This window comes from Halomonas sp. MCCC 1A13316 (assembly GCF_014931605.1).
Taxonomy (GTDB): Bacteria; Pseudomonadota; Gammaproteobacteria; order Pseudomonadales; family Halomonadaceae; genus Halomonas.
In genome coordinates, this window is record NZ_CP053382.1 from 2,363,928 (window position 1) to 2,382,558 (window position 18,631).

18 protein-coding genes and 1 tRNA gene are annotated in these 18,631 nt (G+C 63.3%); 5 read left to right on the forward strand and 14 right to left on the reverse strand.

The window, feature by feature from the left end; genetic code table 11:
- Positions 1-37: 37 nt before the first annotated feature.
- From HNO52_RS10955 to HNO52_RS10975, 5 genes are all read right to left on the reverse strand, one after another.
- A complete protein-coding gene (locus tag HNO52_RS10955) occupies positions 38-895 on the reverse strand; it encodes a cytochrome c oxidase subunit 3 (RefSeq protein WP_197565361.1) in 858 nt (285 codons plus the stop codon).
- A complete protein-coding gene (locus HNO52_RS10960; protein ID WP_197565362.1) occupies positions 892-1,485 on the reverse strand; it encodes a cytochrome c oxidase assembly protein in 594 nt (197 codons plus the stop codon). Before HNO52_RS10960 ends, HNO52_RS10955 begins: the two co-directional genes overlap by 4 nt.
- Positions 1,486-1,537: 52 nt before the next feature.
- Positions 1,538-3,175, reverse strand: coding sequence for a cytochrome c oxidase subunit I (gene ctaD / locus HNO52_RS10965; protein ID WP_197565363.1), 1,638 nt, complete (start codon positions 3,173-3,175; stop codon positions 1,538-1,540).
- A 73-nt stretch (positions 3,176-3,248) separates the two neighbouring features.
- Positions 3,249-4,367: a cytochrome c oxidase subunit II gene (coxB, locus tag HNO52_RS10970; RefSeq protein ID WP_197565364.1), complete on the reverse strand. Its 1,119-nt coding sequence runs from the start codon at positions 4,365-4,367 to the stop codon at positions 3,249-3,251.
- Positions 4,368-4,548: 181 nt separating this feature from the next.
- Complete coding sequence (locus tag HNO52_RS10975) at positions 4,549-4,722, reverse strand: DUF2970 domain-containing protein (RefSeq protein WP_197565365.1); 174 nt, start codon at positions 4,720-4,722, stop codon at positions 4,549-4,551.
- A gap of 342 nt (positions 4,723-5,064) precedes the next feature.
- Between HNO52_RS10975 and HNO52_RS10980 the strand changes: the two genes are divergently transcribed.
- Complete coding sequence (locus HNO52_RS10980; RefSeq protein ID WP_197565366.1) at positions 5,065-5,319, forward strand: hypothetical protein; 255 nt, start codon at positions 5,065-5,067, stop codon at positions 5,317-5,319.
- 94 nt (positions 5,320-5,413) lie between these two features.
- Here HNO52_RS10980 and HNO52_RS10985 read toward each other — a convergent pair.
- Positions 5,414-5,490, reverse strand: a tRNA-Pro gene (locus tag HNO52_RS10985).
- Positions 5,491-5,779: 289 nt separating this feature from the next.
- Here HNO52_RS10985 and kduD point away from each other — a divergent pair.
- From kduD to HNO52_RS11005, 4 genes are all read left to right on the forward strand, one after another.
- Entirely contained in the window at positions 5,780-6,532 is a 753-nt protein-coding gene (kduD, locus tag HNO52_RS10990; RefSeq protein WP_197565367.1) for a 2-dehydro-3-deoxy-D-gluconate 5-dehydrogenase KduD, read from the forward strand.
- Positions 6,533-6,697: 165 nt separating this feature from the next.
- Positions 6,698-7,447, forward strand: a complete 750-nt coding sequence (locus HNO52_RS10995; protein WP_197565368.1) for an SDR family oxidoreductase — start codon at positions 6,698-6,700, stop codon at positions 7,445-7,447.
- 37 nt (positions 7,448-7,484) lie between these two features.
- Positions 7,485-8,342 carry a fumarylacetoacetate hydrolase family protein gene (locus HNO52_RS11000; RefSeq protein ID WP_197565369.1) on the forward strand — a complete coding sequence of 286 codons (858 nt, stop codon included), beginning with the start codon at positions 7,485-7,487 and terminating at the stop codon, positions 8,340-8,342.
- A 24-nt stretch (positions 8,343-8,366) separates the two neighbouring features.
- Complete coding sequence (locus tag HNO52_RS11005) at positions 8,367-10,007, forward strand: UxaA family hydrolase (RefSeq protein ID WP_197565370.1); 1,641 nt, start codon at positions 8,367-8,369, stop codon at positions 10,005-10,007.
- A gap of 378 nt (positions 10,008-10,385) precedes the next feature.
- On the opposite strand, the gene nanR is transcribed toward HNO52_RS11005, so the two are convergent.
- The 8 genes from nanR to HNO52_RS11045 all read right to left on the reverse strand — a co-directional run bounded on the left by nanR (position 10,386) and on the right by HNO52_RS11045 (position 18,452).
- Positions 10,386-11,102, reverse strand: a complete 717-nt coding sequence (gene nanR / locus HNO52_RS11010) for a transcriptional regulator NanR (protein ID WP_197565371.1) — start codon at positions 11,100-11,102, stop codon at positions 10,386-10,388.
- Positions 11,103-11,216: 114 nt separating this feature from the next.
- Positions 11,217-12,287 carry an Ldh family oxidoreductase gene (locus HNO52_RS11015; RefSeq protein ID WP_197565372.1) on the reverse strand — a complete coding sequence of 357 codons (1,071 nt, stop codon included), beginning with the start codon at positions 12,285-12,287 and terminating at the stop codon, positions 11,217-11,219.
- A gap of 9 nt (positions 12,288-12,296) precedes the next feature.
- The gene (locus HNO52_RS11020) at positions 12,297-13,670 is read right to left on the reverse strand and encodes a TRAP transporter large permease (protein WP_197565373.1); all 1,374 of its coding nucleotides are present in this window, start codon (positions 13,668-13,670) and stop codon (positions 12,297-12,299) included.
- A gap of 35 nt (positions 13,671-13,705) precedes the next feature.
- Entirely contained in the window at positions 13,706-14,260 is a 555-nt protein-coding gene (locus HNO52_RS11025) for a TRAP transporter small permease (protein WP_197565374.1), read from the reverse strand.
- Positions 14,261-14,325: 65 nt separating this feature from the next.
- Complete coding sequence (locus HNO52_RS11030; RefSeq protein WP_197565375.1) at positions 14,326-15,318, reverse strand: sialic acid TRAP transporter substrate-binding protein SiaP; 993 nt, start codon at positions 15,316-15,318, stop codon at positions 14,326-14,328.
- Between the two features lie 127 nt (positions 15,319-15,445).
- A complete protein-coding gene (locus HNO52_RS11035; RefSeq protein WP_197565376.1) occupies positions 15,446-16,669 on the reverse strand; it encodes a four-carbon acid sugar kinase family protein in 1,224 nt (407 codons plus the stop codon).
- Complete coding sequence (pdxA, locus tag HNO52_RS11040; protein WP_232090213.1) at positions 16,666-17,691, reverse strand: 4-hydroxythreonine-4-phosphate dehydrogenase PdxA; 1,026 nt, start codon at positions 17,689-17,691, stop codon at positions 16,666-16,668. The genes HNO52_RS11035 and pdxA overlap by 4 nt, the downstream gene beginning before the upstream one ends.
- A complete protein-coding gene (locus tag HNO52_RS11045) occupies positions 17,688-18,452 on the reverse strand; it encodes an SDR family NAD(P)-dependent oxidoreductase (protein ID WP_197565377.1) in 765 nt (254 codons plus the stop codon). Before HNO52_RS11045 ends, pdxA begins: the two co-directional genes overlap by 4 nt.
- Positions 18,453-18,631 lie beyond the last annotated feature (179 nt).

Below are 18,631 nucleotides of genomic sequence, written 5' to 3' on the forward strand. Positions count from 1 at the left end.
TGGCGGGCGTCTGCTGAGCGAGGCATGACGCTTGTGATCAGAACACGTAAACGGTAATGAACAGACCTACCCAGACCACGTCGACGAAGTGCCAGTACCAACTGGCCGCCTCGAAGCCGAAGTGCTCTTCGGGGGTGAAATGGCGACGCACGATCCGCGCCAGCATCACGATCAGGATGATCGTACCGACGATGACGTGAAGGCCATGGAACCCGGTCAGAATGAAGAAGGTCGCGCCATAGACACCGGCTTTCAAGGTAATGCCGTAGTGGGTATAGGCTTCGTAGTACTCGACGCCTTGAATGGCGATGAAGCACAGGCCCAGCAGCACGGTGCCGGCTAGCCAATTGCGGCAGATCTTGCGGTGGCCTTCCTTGAGCGCCTCGTGTGCCACGGTCAGGGTAATGCTGGAAGAGATCAGGATCAGCGTGTTGACCAGCGGCAGCTGCCAGGGACTGAATACCTGGGCCGGGCCGGCAATGGAGGAATCAGGCGGACTGATCAACGGCCAATGAGCGGTGAACTCGGGCCAGAGCAGCGCCGTGGCACCTTTGGCACCCTCGCCACCCAGCCAGGGAATGGCAAAGAAGCGGATATAGAACAAGGCGCCGAAGAAGGCGGCGAAGAACATGACCTCGGAAAAGATGAACCAGCCCATTCCCCAACGGAAGGAGCGGTCCATCTGGGTGTCGTACAAACCTCCTCTCGACTCGGTGATGACATCACGGAACCATAGCGCCATCACCGCCAGGACACCCACCAGGCCTATCAGCATGACGATGCTACCGCGATCGTGAACCAGCAACATGCCGGCCCCGATCATCATCACCCCAAGGGCCAAAGAGCCCAGCGCGGGCCACTTGCTGGTTGCCGGGACATAGTAACTGCCACTCATGCCTCTTCTCCTTGTATGGTCTGGACATCCGCCTGAAGCGGTTCATGCTTGCCCTCGATCGGATAGAGGGTATAGACCAAGGTGACGGTACCGACCTCCGGGGGCAGGCCGCGATCCAGCTGGAACACCAACGGCAGCTGCAGCCGCTCCCCCGCCTGCAGCTGCTGCTCCTCGAAACAGAAACAGCTTGCCTTGCGTACGTGGCGCGTGGCCGTGGAAGGCGAGACGCTGGGAACCGCGCGCCCCCAACTCACCGCATCGCTCTGATTGACGAAAGTGAAATACACCTCGGAGGTCTGCCCCGGGTGCAGGCGAACCTGGCGGGTTTCCGCCTCCATTCGCCATGGCAGCCCCGGCCCGCTGCGCGTGATGAACTGCACGGTAACCGTGCGCGACTCATCGACATCTTCATGGACCAAGGCCTGCGCCGTGGTGTCGACCTTGCCATTGATACCTGTCACCTTGCAGAAGACGTCATACAGCGGCACCAGGGCAAAGGCGAAGGCGAACATGCCGGCCAGCGCCGCCGAGCTGCGCCAGACCGTCCGCTTGACCCCCGCCTGACGCTCATCCGTCTCGTTACGAACCATGCGTCACTCCTGCTCACTTTCCAGCCATCGAGTATCGACCGGAAGCCTGCATTCAATGCGCCGGGCGCTCGAAGGTCGGCGGCGTCTCGAAGGTGTGCAGGGGCGCCGGGCTCGGCACGCTCCACTCGAGATCAGCCGTGTGATCGCCCCAGGCCTGTGCCGGTGCCTTCTGGCCACCCCGCGCACAGAGCACAATCACCGCGACGAACAGCAGTTGGGAAAAGCCGAAGATGAACGACCCGACGGACGAGGCCAGGTTGAAATCGGCGAACTGCAGCGCATAGTCGGGAATCCGCCGCGGCATGCCGGCCAGTCCCGAGAAGTGCATCGGGAAGAAGGTCAGGTTGACGCCGATCACCGACAGCCAGAAATGCCACTGAGACAAGCGCGGATTAGGATAATGCCCGGTCCATTTGGGCAACCAGTAGTAGGCCCCCGCCAGGATGGCGAAGAGCGCCCCGGGGACCAGCACGTAGTGGAAGTGCGCCACCACGAAGTAGGTGTCGTGATACTGGAAATCGGCCGGAGCGATGGCCAGCATCAGGCCCGAGAAACCGCCGATGGTGAACTGCACCACGAAGGCCAGAGCGAACAGCATCGGCGGCTCGAAGCTGATCGAACCGCGGAACATGGTCGCCACCCAGTTGAAGACCTTCACCCCGGTAGGCACCGCGATCAGCATGGTGGCATACATGAAGAACAGCTGGCCGACCAGCGGCATCCCCACGGCAAACATGTGGTGTCCCCATACCAGGAACGAGAGGATGGCGATGGAGGCGGTGGCGTACACCATGGAGGCGTAGCCGAACAGCCGCTTGCGGGAAAAGGTCGGGATGATCGCCGAAACGATGCCGAATGCCGGCAGGATCATGATGTAGACTTCGGGATGCCCGAAGAACCAGAACAGGTGCTGGAACAGTACCGGATCGCCACCCCCGGCGGCGTTGAAGAAATTGGTACCGAAATTGATATCCATGAGCATCATCGTCACCACCCCGGCGAGCACCGGCATGACGGCGATCAGCAGGAAGGAAGTGATCAGCCAGGTCCATACGAACAGCGGCATGTCCATCAGGCGCATGCCCGGTGCCCGCATGTTGAGAATGGTGGCGATGATATTGATCGCGCCCAGGATCGAACTGATACCGGCAATATGCAGCGACAAAATAAAGAACGTCGTCGAAGGTGGCCCGTAAGTGGTCGACAACGGGGCATAGAAGGTCCAGCCGAAGTTCGGACCGCCACCGGGCATCAGCAGAGTGGAAAGCAGCAGACAGAAGGCCACCGGCAACAGCCAGAAGCTGAAGTTGTTCAGGCGCGGCAACGCCATGTCGGGAGCACCAATCTGCAGCGGTATCATCCAGTTGGCCAGACCGGTGAACGCCGGCATGATCGCCCCGAACACCATGATCAGGCCATGCATGGTGGTCATCTGGTTGAAGAATTCGGGTCTGACGAACTGCAACCCAGGCTGGAAGAGCTCGAGCCGAACCACCAGGGCAAAGATGCCGCCGATGAAAAACATGGTGAGAGAGAAGATCAGGTAAAGGGTCCCGATCTCCTTGTGATTGGTGGTCAGCAGCCAGCGCAGTATGCCCTTCGGCGGGGCGTTATGAGCATGTCCATGCCCGGCTTCCGCGGCGGTGCTGCTCTGCTCGAGAATCGGTTGAGGAGGTACCTTTGGGGCCATCGGAAAACTCCATAAACTATGTCTTGTTATCGCGCGTCAGGTCTGGAGCACGGCGCGAACGCCGTGCCCGCTCTCACTCTTCCAGCCGTTCGGCAATCTCCGAGGGCTGAACCACGTCGCCGGTCTCGTTGCCCCAGGCGTTCCGTGTAAAGGTGATGACCGCAGCCAGTTCGACGGGGTTGAGCGTGTTGCGGAATGCCGGCATGGGACTACCGGAGACGCCGTTCATGACGGTCTCGATGTGCCACTCGACATCTTCGATCAGCTGCTGATTTCCGGCCAGTGCCGGGAAGGTGGGCGGAGAGCCCTGCCCCTCGGGCTGGTGACAGGAGGCGCAGATGCTGCTGAAGACGCCCTCGCCTCGCTCCATCAACTCATCCATCTCCCATTCGCGGTCGACACCCATGGCCTCCTCGGCGGCGGCCGCCTTGCGCTCGGCCAGCCAGGTGTCGAACTCCTCCTCCTCGACGGCCTGAACCACGATCGGCATGAAAGCGTGGTCGACACCGCAGAGCTCGGTACACTGCCCTCGATAGATGCCGGGCTCCTCGATGCGGACCCAGTTTTCGTTGACGAAGCCAGGGATACTGTCCTGCTTGACGGCAAGGTCCGGCACCCACCAGGAATGAATCACGTCATCGGAAGTGAAGAGGAAGCGAACCTTGCGATCGACGGGCAGAACGAGCGGCTCGTCCACTTCGAGCAGGTAGTGTTCGCCTCGCGCCTCTTCGCCGTTGATCTGCGCCCTGGGCGTGGCCAGGTTCGAATTGAAGGAAACGTCTTCACCGAGATACTCGTAGCGCCAGCGCCACTGCTGCCCGGTGACCATCACATCGAGATCGGCGTCGGAGGGATCGTAGATGTTCTGGAGCGTTGCGGTGGCAGGTACCGCCATGCCCACCAGGATCAGCAGCGGTATCGCCGTCCAGATGATCTCGACGGTGGTGTTCTCGTGGAAGTTGGCAGACTTGGCGCCCTTGGAATGGCGATAGCGGAACAGGGAATAGAACATCGCCCCGAACACGACCACACCGATGACCACGCAGACCCAGAAGATGGTCATGTGCAAGCCATAGATTTCGCTACTGAGGCTCGAAACCCCAACGGGCATGTTCCAGCCGTTTGCCAGAGCCACCTGGCTCGAGCCGACAAGGATCAAGACCCCTGCCAGCCAGACGAGCAGAGTCCGCATCGACGCCTCCCGAAAATTTGTAGTTGTAAAGAACGGCTGCCCCGAGTGTCAGGGGTCGGGGGCTCTCATCCATGGAGAACATTAGCCGCTTCTTCATCGAGTATAGATATCTAATCTTGAAAGTCACTGCCTACGCCTAAGCCTTCTGGCTAACGCGCCAATCAACGCAGCGTCGGCCCGCTTAGCCTGCAGCAAGTACCGCCACCAACGCAATCAACCCCACCAGCACCGCTGCGAGCACGACACCCGTGACGATGAAGGCAATCGGGTTTCCTTTCTCGAAGTCCTTGAGTCGCTGCTGTTCTCGTTGCACACCGAGGAAAGCGGCAAGAACGGACTTGATGACTTCCCACATGCCAAAGTCCTCCTATTCCACAGGCCAGGGCACACGCCGAGGCACGAACCAGCACGCTTCTACCGGGCCCGTACTCAGGGAAGCATGCCATGAACCAGGCGTAAAGAAACATGCCGGGATAACGCAAAATATTCATGACGCATCGCAGCAAAAGCACGAGGAGAAATGCCCGGGCTGAGCTACACTCAAAGAGATAATTAGCCTCTTATACAGCGCATTTCCGTCAAGGAGTTCGACATGGCCAGCGCCAGCACCACTTCCTCTCGCCAGCCCCCAGCTTTCGGCCCATCACAGCCGCTCGTGGAGTGGTGGGCTCAACAGTGGGTTCAGGGAATCACCCCGATGACACGCATACAGCTTGCCTGGATGGAGTGCCTGACCGACATGATGCAACAGGAGGCACGCTTCCTCGCCGCCCTTTCCACCGCGGGGGAACAGATCGGCAAATGCTACGAGACCCACGGGACCGATCCGCAGAAAATGCAGGAGTGCTACGAGGAAATCGCCCGCGAGGTTGCCGACCAGCACATGCAAAGACTCAAGCAAGTATCCAACCTACCTCATGAGTTCAGGCGCTGCATATGGGAAGAGCTCTGAATGAGCCAACGGGAGGAGTTGAGCACATAGCGGTCAGGCCGAAACGAAAAACCGCCACCTCGGGAAACCCGTAGTGGCGGTTTTTCTTAATCAGTGGTCGGAGCGACAGGATTCGAACCTGCGACCTCTGCAACCCCATTGCAGCGCGCTACCAAGCTGCGCCACGCTCCGACATTTTGCGTATCGATCATGCGCTACGAGAAGCAGCGAACAGCGATACTATCAGGGTGACCGACCTTGCCGGCGCCCCGGAGAACGAGGCGTATACTAGCGCGTTCGAGCCCAAATAGAAAGTCTCTTTTGTACTTTCTTTTCAGTTGGTTGCCTTGCCCCCGGCTGCGCGGTGCGGATCGACGACGGCACCGAGCCCTCGCCTGTCATCGTCGACTTCGCCCTTTCATGACGATCGACGCTATCTTCACCTCTGCAGGCACAATCACATCGTAAAGGGAGAAATCGCATGTCACGCTTTTCACTGGACGGCCGAGTCGCCATGGTCACCGGCTGCAACAAGGGGCTCGGGCAAGGCATCGCCGTGGCCCTGGCCGAAGCCGGCGCCGACGTCGTCGGGGTCAATCGCCGCCCCGCCGACGAGACCCGCGAGCGCATCGAATCGCTGGGCCGCCGCTATGTGAACCTCGAGGCCCGGCTCGGCCATGATCGCGCGGAAGAGATCGTTGCTCAAGCCGTCGAAAGCCTGTGTCGCATCGACATACTCGTCAACAACGCGGGCTCTATCCGGCGCGCCCCGGCGCTGGAATTCACCGAGGCGGACTGGGACGAGGTGATGGATCTCAACCTCAAGGCCCCCTTCTTTCTCAGCCAACAAGTGGCTCGTCACCTGGTGGAGCGCCAGGCGCCGGGACGCATCGTCAACATCGCCTCGGTGCTGTCGTTCCAGGGCGGCATTCGCGTCCCCTCCTACACCGCCAGCAAGAGCGGCATCCTCGGGCTGACACGCCTGCTGGCCAACGAGTGGGCCGCCCATGGCATCACGGTCAACGCCATCGCCCCCGGCTACATGGCCACCGACAACACTCAGGCGCTGCGCGAGGACGAGACGCGCAGCGCCGAGATCCTCGGCCGTATTCCCGCCGGTCGCTGGGGAACGCCTGACGATCTCGCCGGCGCCGCGACCTTCCTCTGCTCCGATGCCGCCGCCTACGTCAACGGGCATGCCCTTGCCGTGGATGGCGGCTGGCTTGCGCGCTGACGCACGCCTCGCCGGCGTCAGGTTGCATTTCGTCCGGACTGAGCCATAATCGGGATAAATGTCAGGCTAGTATCCTGTCATACCACCTATCTCGAAACAGGCGCCGCATCGATAACCACGCCGCTCTATAACTACGCCGCCCTATAACTACATTGAGGAACCGTCATGCGACTGCGCGACAGGACAGCGTTGATCACGGCCGCGGGTCAAGGAATCGGGCGTGCGACCGCCCTGCGCTTCGCCGCCGAGGGTGCCCATGTCATCGCCACCGATATCGATGCGGACAAGCTAAGCGACCTGTCGTCCAGCGACGGCATCGATATCCGCAGCCTGGACGTACTGGACTCGAAAGCCGTCGATGCCCTCGCCAGCGAGCTGCCTCCCGTGAACGTGTTGTTCAATTGCGCCGGCTTCGTGGCCAGCGGTTCGCTGCTCGACGGCAGCGATAGTGATTGGGAGTTGTCGCTGGCCTTGAACGTGACCGCGATGATGCGCATGACCCGTGCCCTGCTGCCGGGCATGATCGAGCATGGCGGCGGCAGCATCATCAATATGGCCTCGGTGGCTTCCAGCCTCAAGGGCGTACCCAACCGCTGCGCCTATGGCACCACCAAGGCCGCGGTGATCGGCCTGACCAAGTCGATCGCCGCCGATTACATCGGCCATGGCATCCGTTGCAATGCCATCTGCCCCGGCACCGTGGACTCCCCTTCGCTGCGCCAGCGCATTCGCGACCAGGCCCACCGGCAGGGGCGAACCGAAGCCGCAGTGCACGCCGAATTTCTTGCTCGCCAACCACTGGGGCGGCTTGGCACGGCGGAGGAGATCGCCGCCCTGGCCACTTATCTCGCCGCGGACGAATCCGCTTATACCACCGGCACCGCCCAGGTGATCGACGGCGGCTGGCTGATCTGAACCCCGAGCTGTTCTGAATTCCGAGAGAGGAGACGACATGAAACTGCTGCGCTTCGGTCCCAAGGGCCACGAGAAACCTGGCCTGCTCGACGCCCAGGGTGTGATTCGCGATCTGTCCGCCCATATCGACGACCTCGACGGGCAGCGCCTGGGGCGCACCAGCCTGGCCCGGCTTGCGGAGCTGGACCCCTCTCGCCTGCCCGAGGTAGCTGCCGATACCCGGCTAGGCCCCTGCGTGGGCCGAGTGGGCAAGTTCATCTGCATCGGTCTCAACTACTCCGACCACGCCGCCGAAACCGGCGCCGAGGTGCCGCCGGAACCGGTGGTCTTCAACAAGTGGACCAGCGCCATCTGCGGACCCGACGACGACGTCATCATCCCCCGTGGCTCTAGCAAGACTGACTGGGAGGTCGAGCTTGGGGTGGTGATCGGCAAGCAGGCCCGCTATGTAGCCGAAGCCGACGCCATGGAGCACGTGGCCGGCTACTGCGTGGTCAACGACATCTCCGAGCGGGAGTTCCAGCTCGAGCGCAGCGGCACCTGGGACAAGGGCAAGGGTTGCGACACCTTCGGCCCTCTGGGTCCCTGGCTGGTGACACCGGATGAGATCGACGAACCGCATGAGCTCGACCTGTGGCTGGAGGTGGACGGTCACCGCTACCAGAACGGCAACACCCGCACCATGGTCTACCGAATCCCCTTCCTGATCAGCTATCTGAGCCGATTCATGACGCTCACGCCGGGCGACGTCATCTCCACCGGCACCCCACCGGGAGTCGGCATGGGCCAGAAGCCGTCGGTCTACCTGCGGCCCGGCCAGCAGATGCGCCTGGGCATCGAAGGGCTGGGCATCCAGACCCAGGGCGTGATTGCCGAACCCGAGGGCAACGCCTAGCGCCCTGTACCCGGAGCCTTGACCATGAGCGAAACCATTGCCAGCGACGGCGGCCAGCTCGATAGCCTGTGCGTTCACGCCGCAGACAACGTACGCGTGGCGCTGAAGGACTTGCCGGCCGGCACCAGGGTCATCGACGGAAGTTGCGAACTGCAGCTGGCAGAGCCGATCCGCCACAAGCACAAGTTCAGCCTTAGCGACCTGGCCCCCGGCGATGCCGTGATCATGTACGGCGTGACCGTGGGCCGCGCGACTCGCCCCATTCCGGCGGGAACGGCCATCAGCATCGACAACACCGAGCACAGCACCGCCACCACCATGCCCCAAGCGAAACGCGGCGAATGGCAGGCACCGGACGTGTCGGCTTTTACCGGAGCCACCTTCGACGGCTATCACCGCCCCGACGGCAAGGTCGGAACGGCCAACGTATGGCTGGTGGTACCGCTGGTGTTCTGCGAAAACCGCAACATCGAGGTGTTGCGCCAGAGCGTCGCCGATGCGCTGGGCGAAGATCCCTTCCGCGACTACAAGCGTATGGCGCGTACGCTACTGCACGGCGAGAGCGGCACCGAACCGGAGACACCAGCGCGCGAACGGCTATTCCCCAACGTCGATGGCGTGCGCTTTCTCACCCATACCCTCGGCTGCGGCGGTACCGACGACGACGCCCAGGCGTTGTGCCAATTGCTGGCGGGCTACATCTGCCACCCCAACGTCGCCGGGGCCACCGTGCTCAGCCTGGGCTGCCAGAAAGCCCAGATCGAGATGCTGAAAGCCGCCGTGACCGAGCGCGATCCGCGCGGGCTGCGGCCCGTCCACTACCTGGAGCAACAGGCCAGTACCAGTGAGCAAGCGCTGATCCGCGACGCCTTGACGACCATTTTCGACGGCCTGGCTGCGGCCAATCGCGTCGAGCGCGCTCCCGCCCCGCTCTCGGCTCTCTCGCTCGGGGTCGAGTGCGGTGGCTCCGACGGTTTCTCGGGGCTTTCGGCCAATCCGCTGGTGGGCGCCGTGGTCGATCGCCTGGTGGCGCTGGGAGGCAGCGGCATTCTCAGTGAGTTTCCCGAGCTGTGCGGCGTCGAGCACGAGCTGATCGCCCGCTGCCGGGACGACGCCGTAGCCGAGCGCTTCGAAGAATTGATGGAAGCCTACCAACAGCATGCCGCCCGGGTGGGCGCCGACTTTTCCATGAACCCCTCGCCGGGCAACGTTCGCGACGGCTTGATCACCGATGCCATGAAGTCGGCTGGTGCGGCCAAGAAAGGCGGCGACAGCCCCGTGGTGGACGTACTCGACTACACCGAACCGCAAACCCGTGCGGGACTCAACCTGCTCTGCACTCCGGGCAACGATGTCGAGTCCACCACCGCGCTGGCCGGCTCGGGCGCCAACTTGATCCTCTTCACCACCGGCCTGGGTACGCCTACCGGCAACCCGGTTACCCCGGTACTGAAGATCTCCAGCAACAGTGAATTGGCCAGCCGCATGGGTGATGTCATCGACTTCGATGCCGGGCCGATCATTCGCGGGGAGGCGAGCATCGCCGAGCTGGCCGACGAACTCCTGCAGCGCTGCATCGACACCGCCTCCGGCCGCTACCGCCCGCATGCGGTGCGCCTGGCGCAGTATGACTTTATACCCTGGAAGCGCGGCGTCTCTTTATAGGGAATAACGTGGCTGCGCCTCATCGCTGAGAAATACCCAGCTATCGCGATCTTGCGAGCTAGAGCCAGGGCTAGGCCCGTTCCCTACGGGCCAACGCATTTCCCATATCCGTGTGGGTCACAAGGGGAAATTGGGCGAGAAAGCGTAGCTTGGAAGCGCTGAGCAAATTGGCGAGCGGACTCGGCGTCCCCAGATGAACCGCAAGGCGCACGGAGCACAGTACCAAGCGAAGCGACAAACAGCCGTAGGCTGGCCCCGAAGGGGCGAGAAGCCGAAGGCTGCGAGTCAACCGGAGCATATGGGGTATATGTGAGGATTCTGACCGGGCTGGCGCTCCAGCACCGCGCAACGCAGCGATTCGCTCGCGCAGACATTTGTTTATTCCGAAAGGCGCTTCTTGAGCTGCATATAGGTCCCGTAATGCCGGTCGAGGTGTCGCCGCATGGCCGCCTCGGCGGCATCGGGGTCGCGCGATTCGATCGCTTCGACGATTTCGATATGGGCGGAAAACGCCGCCTTGTCCTCGTCTTTCTGCTGCAGCACCTGAGCGCGGCGGTCGTCGAGCCACTCCGAAAGCGCCACGTGAATGGCGTCGAAGATGGGGTTTCGGCCGATGCTCGCCAGCACGCCGTGGAAATCGTTGTCGGAGCGCTTGAAGCGCGCCTCGTCGCCGACGGCATCGCGGTTGTCCGCCAAGGCGTCATGCAGGCGCTGAAGATCCTCATCGCTGGCATGGCGAGCCGCGTAGCGCGCCAGCGAAATCTCGAACATCGCCCGCGCTTCCTGGAAGTACTGCTGCCCATCGGGCTTGGACAGCAACTGGCGGGTGACACCGGATAGACGCGCCATGACCGACTCTGCAGTGGGGCGAATCACCCGGGCGCGCGTACCGCTGTTGATGGCGATCAGGCCGAGCTGCTGCAGATAGAACAGCGCTTCGCGAACCGCGGGGCGGCCGACGCCGAACTGCTCCATCAGCTCACGCTCCGAGGGCAGTTGGTCATTCTCCTTCAAGCGGCCTTCGAGGATCTCCGCCTCGAGCTGTTCGGCCACTTGCTCGGACAGCGTCTTGCGCTCCACCTTGTATCGACTCATGCAATGCAACTCCTGGCCAGCCAATCCGAGCCCTGTAGGGGCCGGGCCATATGATACTGCATCCTTGCCCCGCACTGCGGAACGATCAAATCCAGCACTGAGTTAACGCCAGCACTAAGACAACGCCGGCATCGCCAGCTCCTCGGCCAGCTCGGCATAGGCCACCACGTTGGCCGAGTCGAGCGGAATGCCCTCGGCATCGCGACGCGCCTGGCAGCGCCACTCCCGATCGCCGGGCGCCAGCACCTCCCTGCCCTCCAGAGCGGGCTGCGCACGCAAATCCTCAAGGTAGTCCAGCATGCCGCGATCGAAGATGTCGCGCTCGACGAACGCATCGGGGCGCATGACCAGAAAGAAATGCCCGACACCACGCGGCGTACTCATGTCCTCGCCGCTCATTGGCAGCATGCGAAAGCCGTGGATCATGCCCGTCAGGGTCGCGCTGAGCACTTCCACCATACCGGCGAGCCCCGCGCCCTTGAAACCGAAGTCGGCACCTCCCAGTGGCAATAGCGAGACGGCCTGCGAGGCATCGGTGGTCAGGTTCCCTTGACGGTCGACGACCACGTCGGGCGGTAGCTCGCGCCCAATGGCGGCATATTGCTTGACCCGGTTCCAGGGAATCGAGCTGGTCGCCATGTCGAGCAGATAAGGTGGCTGGTTGGGCACCGGTGCAGCGAACGCGATGGGGTTGGTACCATAAAACGGCCCCTGCCCGTGATGCAGGCTGACCAGGGCATCGGCGTTGCACACCGACAGTCCGACGTAGCCTCGCTGGGCCGCCTCCAGCGCGTAGCAACCCGCCGCCCCGAAATGGGAGGAGCGGCCCACCGCTACCGCACCGATGCCGATCTCCTCGGCCATGCTGATGGCGTGCTCGATGGCGGTGAAACCGGCCAGATGGCCGAAACCGTCATCGGCATCGAGATAGCCGGTTCCCGGCAAGCGTCGTGTGAAGCGCATGGCAGGCCGCGGGTTGATGCGTCCCCCCTGCACCGCACGAACGTAATGTGGCAGCAGGCGCAGCCCATGGCTGTCGGTCCCCATGCGCGAGGCGGTGACCAGAGCCCGGGCGACCGCTCGGCACGAAGCCTCGTCCGCCTCGCAGCGAGCCAGGGCGCGCTCCATGAAGGTCTGCAAATCGGCTCCCGCCACTCGCGTGGCGGGCTCGTGGGATCGAGACATCGATACTCCTCAGCGGTAGACGAGCGTGGGCAGCCACATGGAGATGGCCGGAACGAAGGTCACCAGCAGCAACGCAATCACCAGCGGCACCAGGAACGGCAGCGTGCCGCGCATGCACTGCTCGAACGAGATGTTCGATACGCGTGACAGCACGTAGAGCACCATGCCCACCGGTGGTGTCAGCAGGCCGATCATCAGGTTGAGCACCATGATCACGCCGAAGTGCACCGGATCGACCCCCACGGCCACGGCCAGCGGCAGCAGCACCGGCACCAGGATGGTGATCGCGGCAATGGTTTCCATGAAGCAGCCGACCACCAGCAGCACCAGGTTGGCGAATATCAGCACGGCGAACTTGCTGTCCGAGAACGGCCCCATCAGCGCCACCACGTGCTGGGTCACCTGATTGCTGGTCAGGATCCAGGCGAAAATGGACGCGCCGGCGACGATGAACAAGATGATCGCGGTGGTTTCGATGGTCTCCATGCTGACCTTGAGCAGTCGCCGCCAGGTCAAGGTGCGATAGACCACGGTACCTAGCAACAAGGCATAGATCACCGCCGCTATCGCCGCCTCGGTAGGCGTGAAAGCCCCGGTGATGATGCCGCCGACGATGATCACCGGCGTCAGCAGCGACAGGAACGCACGCTTGGCGGCCACCCCGAGGAAACGCATCGAGAAGGCGGCATCGCGCGGGTAGCCGCGTCGACGGGCGAGCAAAGTGATCATGATCATCAGCACCGCCCCCATCAGCAGGCCGGGGATCAGGCCGGCGGCGAACAACTGGCCCACCGAAGTGGAAGCCATCACGCCGTAGATCACCATCGGCAGGCTGGGCGGGATGATCGGTCCGATGGTGGAGGATGCCGCGGTAATGCCCACCGCAAACTCCTTGTCGTAGCCCGCATCGCGCATCGCCTTGATCTCGATGGTGCCGAGCCCGCCCGCATCGGCGACCGCAGCGCCCGACATGCCCGAAAAGACGATGCTGGCCCCCACGTTGACATGCCCCAGCCCGCCGCGCATCCAGCCCATCAAGGCCTTGGCGAAATCGAAGATGCGGGTGGTGATGCCACCGTTGTTCATCAGATTACCCGCCAGGATGAAGAACGGAATCGCCAACAGTGGAAAGCTGTCAACGCCGTTAATCATGCGATGGGCGACGACCACATCGGGTACCCGGCCGGTCAGATAGACGTAGATCAGGCACGACCCCGCCAGGGCAATGGCAATGGGAATACCCAGCAGCAGCATGGTGAAGAGGCTGGCGAAGAGGAAGCCGAGATAGTAGCCCTGCAAAGCCAGGAACAAGCACAGCCCGACGGCGGTCGAGGCAATGATGGGCGGTACCAGCAGGCCGCGGCGCCGAGGCGGGGCTGTCATGCGCGAACTCCGAGGCGTGTCATTGTGATAGGTGGTCATGGGGCTTCATCATCCGAGAAGAGCAGTTCGCTGCTGCCCTCTCGCCAGTGGCGAACGGCGACCTGGATGGCGCGTAGCAGCATCAGCACGAAGCCGGTAAAGACCACGTAGTAGAGGTAGCTCTTGGGTACATCCACCGAGACCATCATGGAACTGGTGCGGGCGGCGAGCTGGTAGCTGATCCAGCAGCCACCGACGAGAAACACGATGCGCGCCAGGTCGACCAGGGTCGCCATGACCAGCCCCGTTCTCCCGGGCATGTAGCGGTAGAAGAACTCCACCGCAATGTGCGAGTTCTTCCGGACCGCCATGGCGCTTCCCAGAAAACCCACCATGATCAGGAAATAGCGCGCCATCTCCTCGGTCCAGGCGATGGAGTCGCCCAGCACGTAGCGACTGAAGAATTGAAGAAAGACGATGACCAGCAGCACCCAGAACAGCGCCAGGGTGACGTAATCCTCGACGGCATAATCCTTATAGTCGAAGCTGTCCAGATCCTCGACCTCTATCGAGCCCAGCTCCTGCTGGGGCGGCAAGCGCTCATCCGACATCAGAATCTCCTTGCTGTCGCCTCCGCTAACGAGGCGGAGGCGACAGCTTCGATATCAGACAAGGCTTACTGGCCGAGGGCCTGAAGCCGATCGTAGGTTTCCTGATCCCAGGTAGCGGCCTCACCGTTGTGGTGCGGCATTACGGCCTCGCGGAACGGCTCGGTGTCCACTTCGTTGACCGTGGTGCCCTGCTCTTCGAACCAGGACACCAGGTCCTTCTCCTGCTGCTGGATATCCTGGGTGATCCGCTCGCCGGCTTCCTGGTAAACCTCGCGGAAGACCTGCCGGTCCTCTTCGGAGAGCCGGTTCCACAGCGGACCGCCGGCGATGGTAATCAGCGAATCGGTGATGTGGCCGGTCAGGTTGATGTAGTCCTGCACTTCATGGAAGGCCTTGGCGCGAATGGTCGGCAGCGGGTTCTCCTGGGCATCGACCACGCCCTGCTGCAACGCCAGGTAGACCTCGGCGAAGGCGATCGGCGTGGGGTTGGCGCCCACCGCCTCGGGAAACATCATGTACATGGGTGCATTGGGCACGCGGATCTTGAGTTCCTCCATGTCCGCCGGCTCGTTGATCTCTTTGTTGGCGGTGGTGTGGCGCCGGCCGTAATAGTTCATCGCCAGCGGTACGTTGCCGGTAGCGTCCTGGTAGCCCTGGGCGATCTCCTGGAACAGCTCGCTGTCGGCATAGGCCTGCCAGTGGTCGAAGTCGCGGAACATGTAGGGTGCTCCGGCGATGCCAATGGGCCCGTAGAAGCGGCCGGCGAACTGGTTGCCGGTATAGATCAGGTCGACGGTGCCGAGGCCAAGGCCTTCGTTGATATCGGCCTCCTTGCCCAGCGACGAGGCGGGATGCACCTCGATCGTATAGCGTCCGTCGGTGCGCTTCTCGATCTCGTCGGCCGCCCACAGCGCCCACTCATGATAGGGCTCGGAGGTCTCGTAGACGTGAGCGAAGGTGAGCGACTCGGCGCTTGCGGCGCCTGCGGCGCCCATTCCCGCTACCAGCAGCGAGGTCGACAGCCAGCGATTCCACTGGCGGTTGCTCTGCTTGACCATCTTGTTGTTCTCCCTAATTGAGCGTGCCTGCAATGGCAGTTACCGTCTTTTGTCGATGGCTCTTGTATACGTGTCATACCATCATAAGCAAACCTAGTCCCTCGCTTCGCGTGCTGCAACCGAGAGGTCAGGCTTTCGACGAATGTCTAATGCCAGCGAGCAGTTGAACGAGCAGGTCCTCGGGGCCGAAGCCGCCGGCTTTGGTCATGACCGGACGCTCGGCATCGCCGTTGACGTGGCCCAGCGGAACACCTGGGCGCCACTCCCCCGCAAGCTCGATGTAGTCGCCGCCGAGCCGCTCCAGCACGGCCAGGGCGATATCGCCCCCACAGAGGAACAGCAGGACGCCCCGCGCTTCCCCACGCGCTGCGGCAACGGCTTCCGCCATGGCCGCCGCGACCGCCTTCGCACTCGCTGCCCGATCCGCAGGCACACCCGGCACGATGATGCACTCGCGGCAGCCTTTATGGTCGCCTGCCGGGCTGAAGGCAGGCAGACAGGGAACCTCCGGGAAAGCCTCGCGCAGCATCTCGAGCTGGCGGCGGGCACGGGGTGAGCGCGAGCCCAGCGCGAACAATGTACGTGCCGGTGCAGGCAGCATCGCCGGACGCGATACTGTCCCCGTGCACCGGGTCGACGTCGGGTTCTTGGACAGCGCCAGGCTCTTGGGCAACGCCAGGCTTCGCGCCAACGCCTGGGTCAGGCCTGCCGCACAGACCGGCAACCAGTCGCCAGGCGCCTCGAGAAGCTGCTCGGCGATGCGCGTCAAAGTTGGGTCGTCCGTGGCGTCGACGACGCAATCCGTCATCGGCAGAGGCTGCCCCGCCTCGGCAACATGGCGTACCAGCGAGACACCGCCTGCCGCGAAGCTGCCGCGCAGCGGTCCCGTCAGCGCAGGGGACAAGCCGTCCCGGGCATAGGCGGTAGCCGAGAGCGGTTCGCCCTCGACCCACACTTCGCCACCCAGGACGCAGCGGCCCTGGCTCGGAACCGCGGGGCACACCAGCAGGCGACGCTGCCCAGCGAGGTGCCGCAGAGCCGCGGCTTCCGCCACGACCTGGCCGCGCAGCGTCGAGTCGACCTTCTTGAGCAGCAGACGCGGCCGCTGCGCGAGCAATCGCTCAGCGGCCTCCCCCGCTCGCCGGGCGGCGGCATCCCGACCCAGATGCCGCGAACCGGTATTGACCGATACCACCCGAGGAGCGCCCTCGTCCCCGCCCAGGGCAGCCTCGAGCCCCTCAAGCGTCACTGCTACGCGTGTCGACATGCCGCGCTCGGCAAAGGGTGCGGCGGCATCGAGCGCCCCGGTCAGGTCGTCGGCGACGATGGCGATGTCGCAGCCTGTGCTCATGCTGCTGTCCGCTGCGCCGCCAAGTGCCGTGCATAAGCAATGGCCGCGCCCATGTTGGTGGCATCGGCATGCCCCTGCCAGGCAATGTCGTAAGCGGTGCCGTGGTCCACCGAGGTGCGCATGATCGGTAGCCCCAGGCTCACGTTGACCGTGGTATCGAAGGCAATCAGCTTGACCGGGATGTGCCCCTGGTCGTGATACTGCGCCACCACCAGGTCGAATTCACCGCGGGAGGCGCGGTAGAAGACGGTATCGGCCGAGATCGGTCCCTGGACGTCGAAGCCGCGCTGGCGCAGCGCGCGCACCGCAGGCGCAATGATCCGCTCGTCCTCGTCACCGAAGATGCCGCCTTCGCCACAGTGGGGATTGAGCCCGGCCACGGCGATGCGCGGCGACGCCAACCCCATGGCCTTCAGGTGCGCATGCCCTGCTTCCACGGTGGCCGTAATACGCTCCTCGGTCACCCGATCGATGGCGTCGCGCAACGATACGTGGGTCGAAACGTGCAGTGTCGAGAGCCGCTCGGAGGCCAGCAGCATGAAAGAAGAAGGCGCCTGGGTGAGTGCCGCCAGCATGCCGGTGTGACCATCGTAATGGTGGCCGGCCGCATGCAGCGCCGCCTTGTTCAGCGGCGCCGTGACGATCACCCTCGCGTGCCCCGCCTGCACCAGAGCCACCGCACGCTCGACGCAGCGAAAGGCCAGGTCGCCGCCGGCGGCACTGATGCGGCCGTCGGGCAGCGCCTCGCCCTGGGCCACGTGCACCTCGGCCACGGCCACGCGGTCGTCGCCGGCACGATGTTTTTCGAGGGAGACGAACTCCAGCGGTGCCTCGATGAGGGCGGCCGCGCGACGGTAGATGTCGGGGTCGCCAACCAGCAACACGCCGCTTCGCTGTTCCGGCGTCATGCCCGCCACGGCACGACAGATGATCTCCGGGCCGATACCGGCCGGGTCGCCCATGGTGATGGCGAGGTCAAAATCGCTCCGGACAAGATCAGTCACCTGAGACGTTTCGTTCATGGCATCAACTGTCCCCCGTTGACCTCGACGATCTGGCCGGTCACATAACCGCTCATGCTGTCGGTCCCCAGGTATACGTATGCCCCGACACACTCTTCCGCAGTGCCCATGCGCCCCATGGGAATGGAAGCGGCCACCGCGGCCAGCTGTTCTTCGGTTGAGTGGCGGACGTGGAAATCGGTAGCGATGACACCCGGCGCCACGGCATTGACGCGTATGTTGTCGCCGAAAAGCTCCTTGGCCATGCTGCGAGTCAGAGTACTGATGAAACCTTTCGCCGAGGCATACAGACCCACCCCCGGGCCGCCTCCGTTTCGGGCCGCAATCGACGTGGTATGGATGATGTTGCCGCCTCCGGCGCGCCTCAAGTGTGGCAAGGCGGCCTGGGACACCATCACCACCGAGCGCACGTTGAGATCAAGCACGCGGTCGTAGTGCTCGTCGTCGATCTCGCCCAGCGAGACGCGCCCCAGCATGTCCCCGGCGTTGTTGATCAGCATGTCCAACCCGTCCAGCTGCTCGGCGGCCTCCTCGACGACACGCCGGGCCTCCGCGGAACGGCTCACGTCGCCCTTGACGACCACGGCCTCGCCGCCGGCTTCCCGGATGTCCTGGGCCACGGACTGGGCCTTGCCGGCGCTGGCGTGGTAGTGCACCGCGACCCGGGCACCCAACGCACCCAACTGGCGCGCCACTGCGGCTCCGATACCGCGACTGGCCCCGGTGATCAGCACACGCTTGCCCTTCCACTCATCGAGCATTGCTGGATTCTCCCTCACGATTGGATATGGTCACTCATAGCATGCTGCGTGGCTGCCGATGCGGCTGGCTGTCGACCCGACTCTGTACCTTGCGCTAGAGTGATATGGGTTTGGCATACCTGTCATACAACACGACACAAGTAGCATGTTAGACGAGTCCCGGCCAAACGCCAGACCCC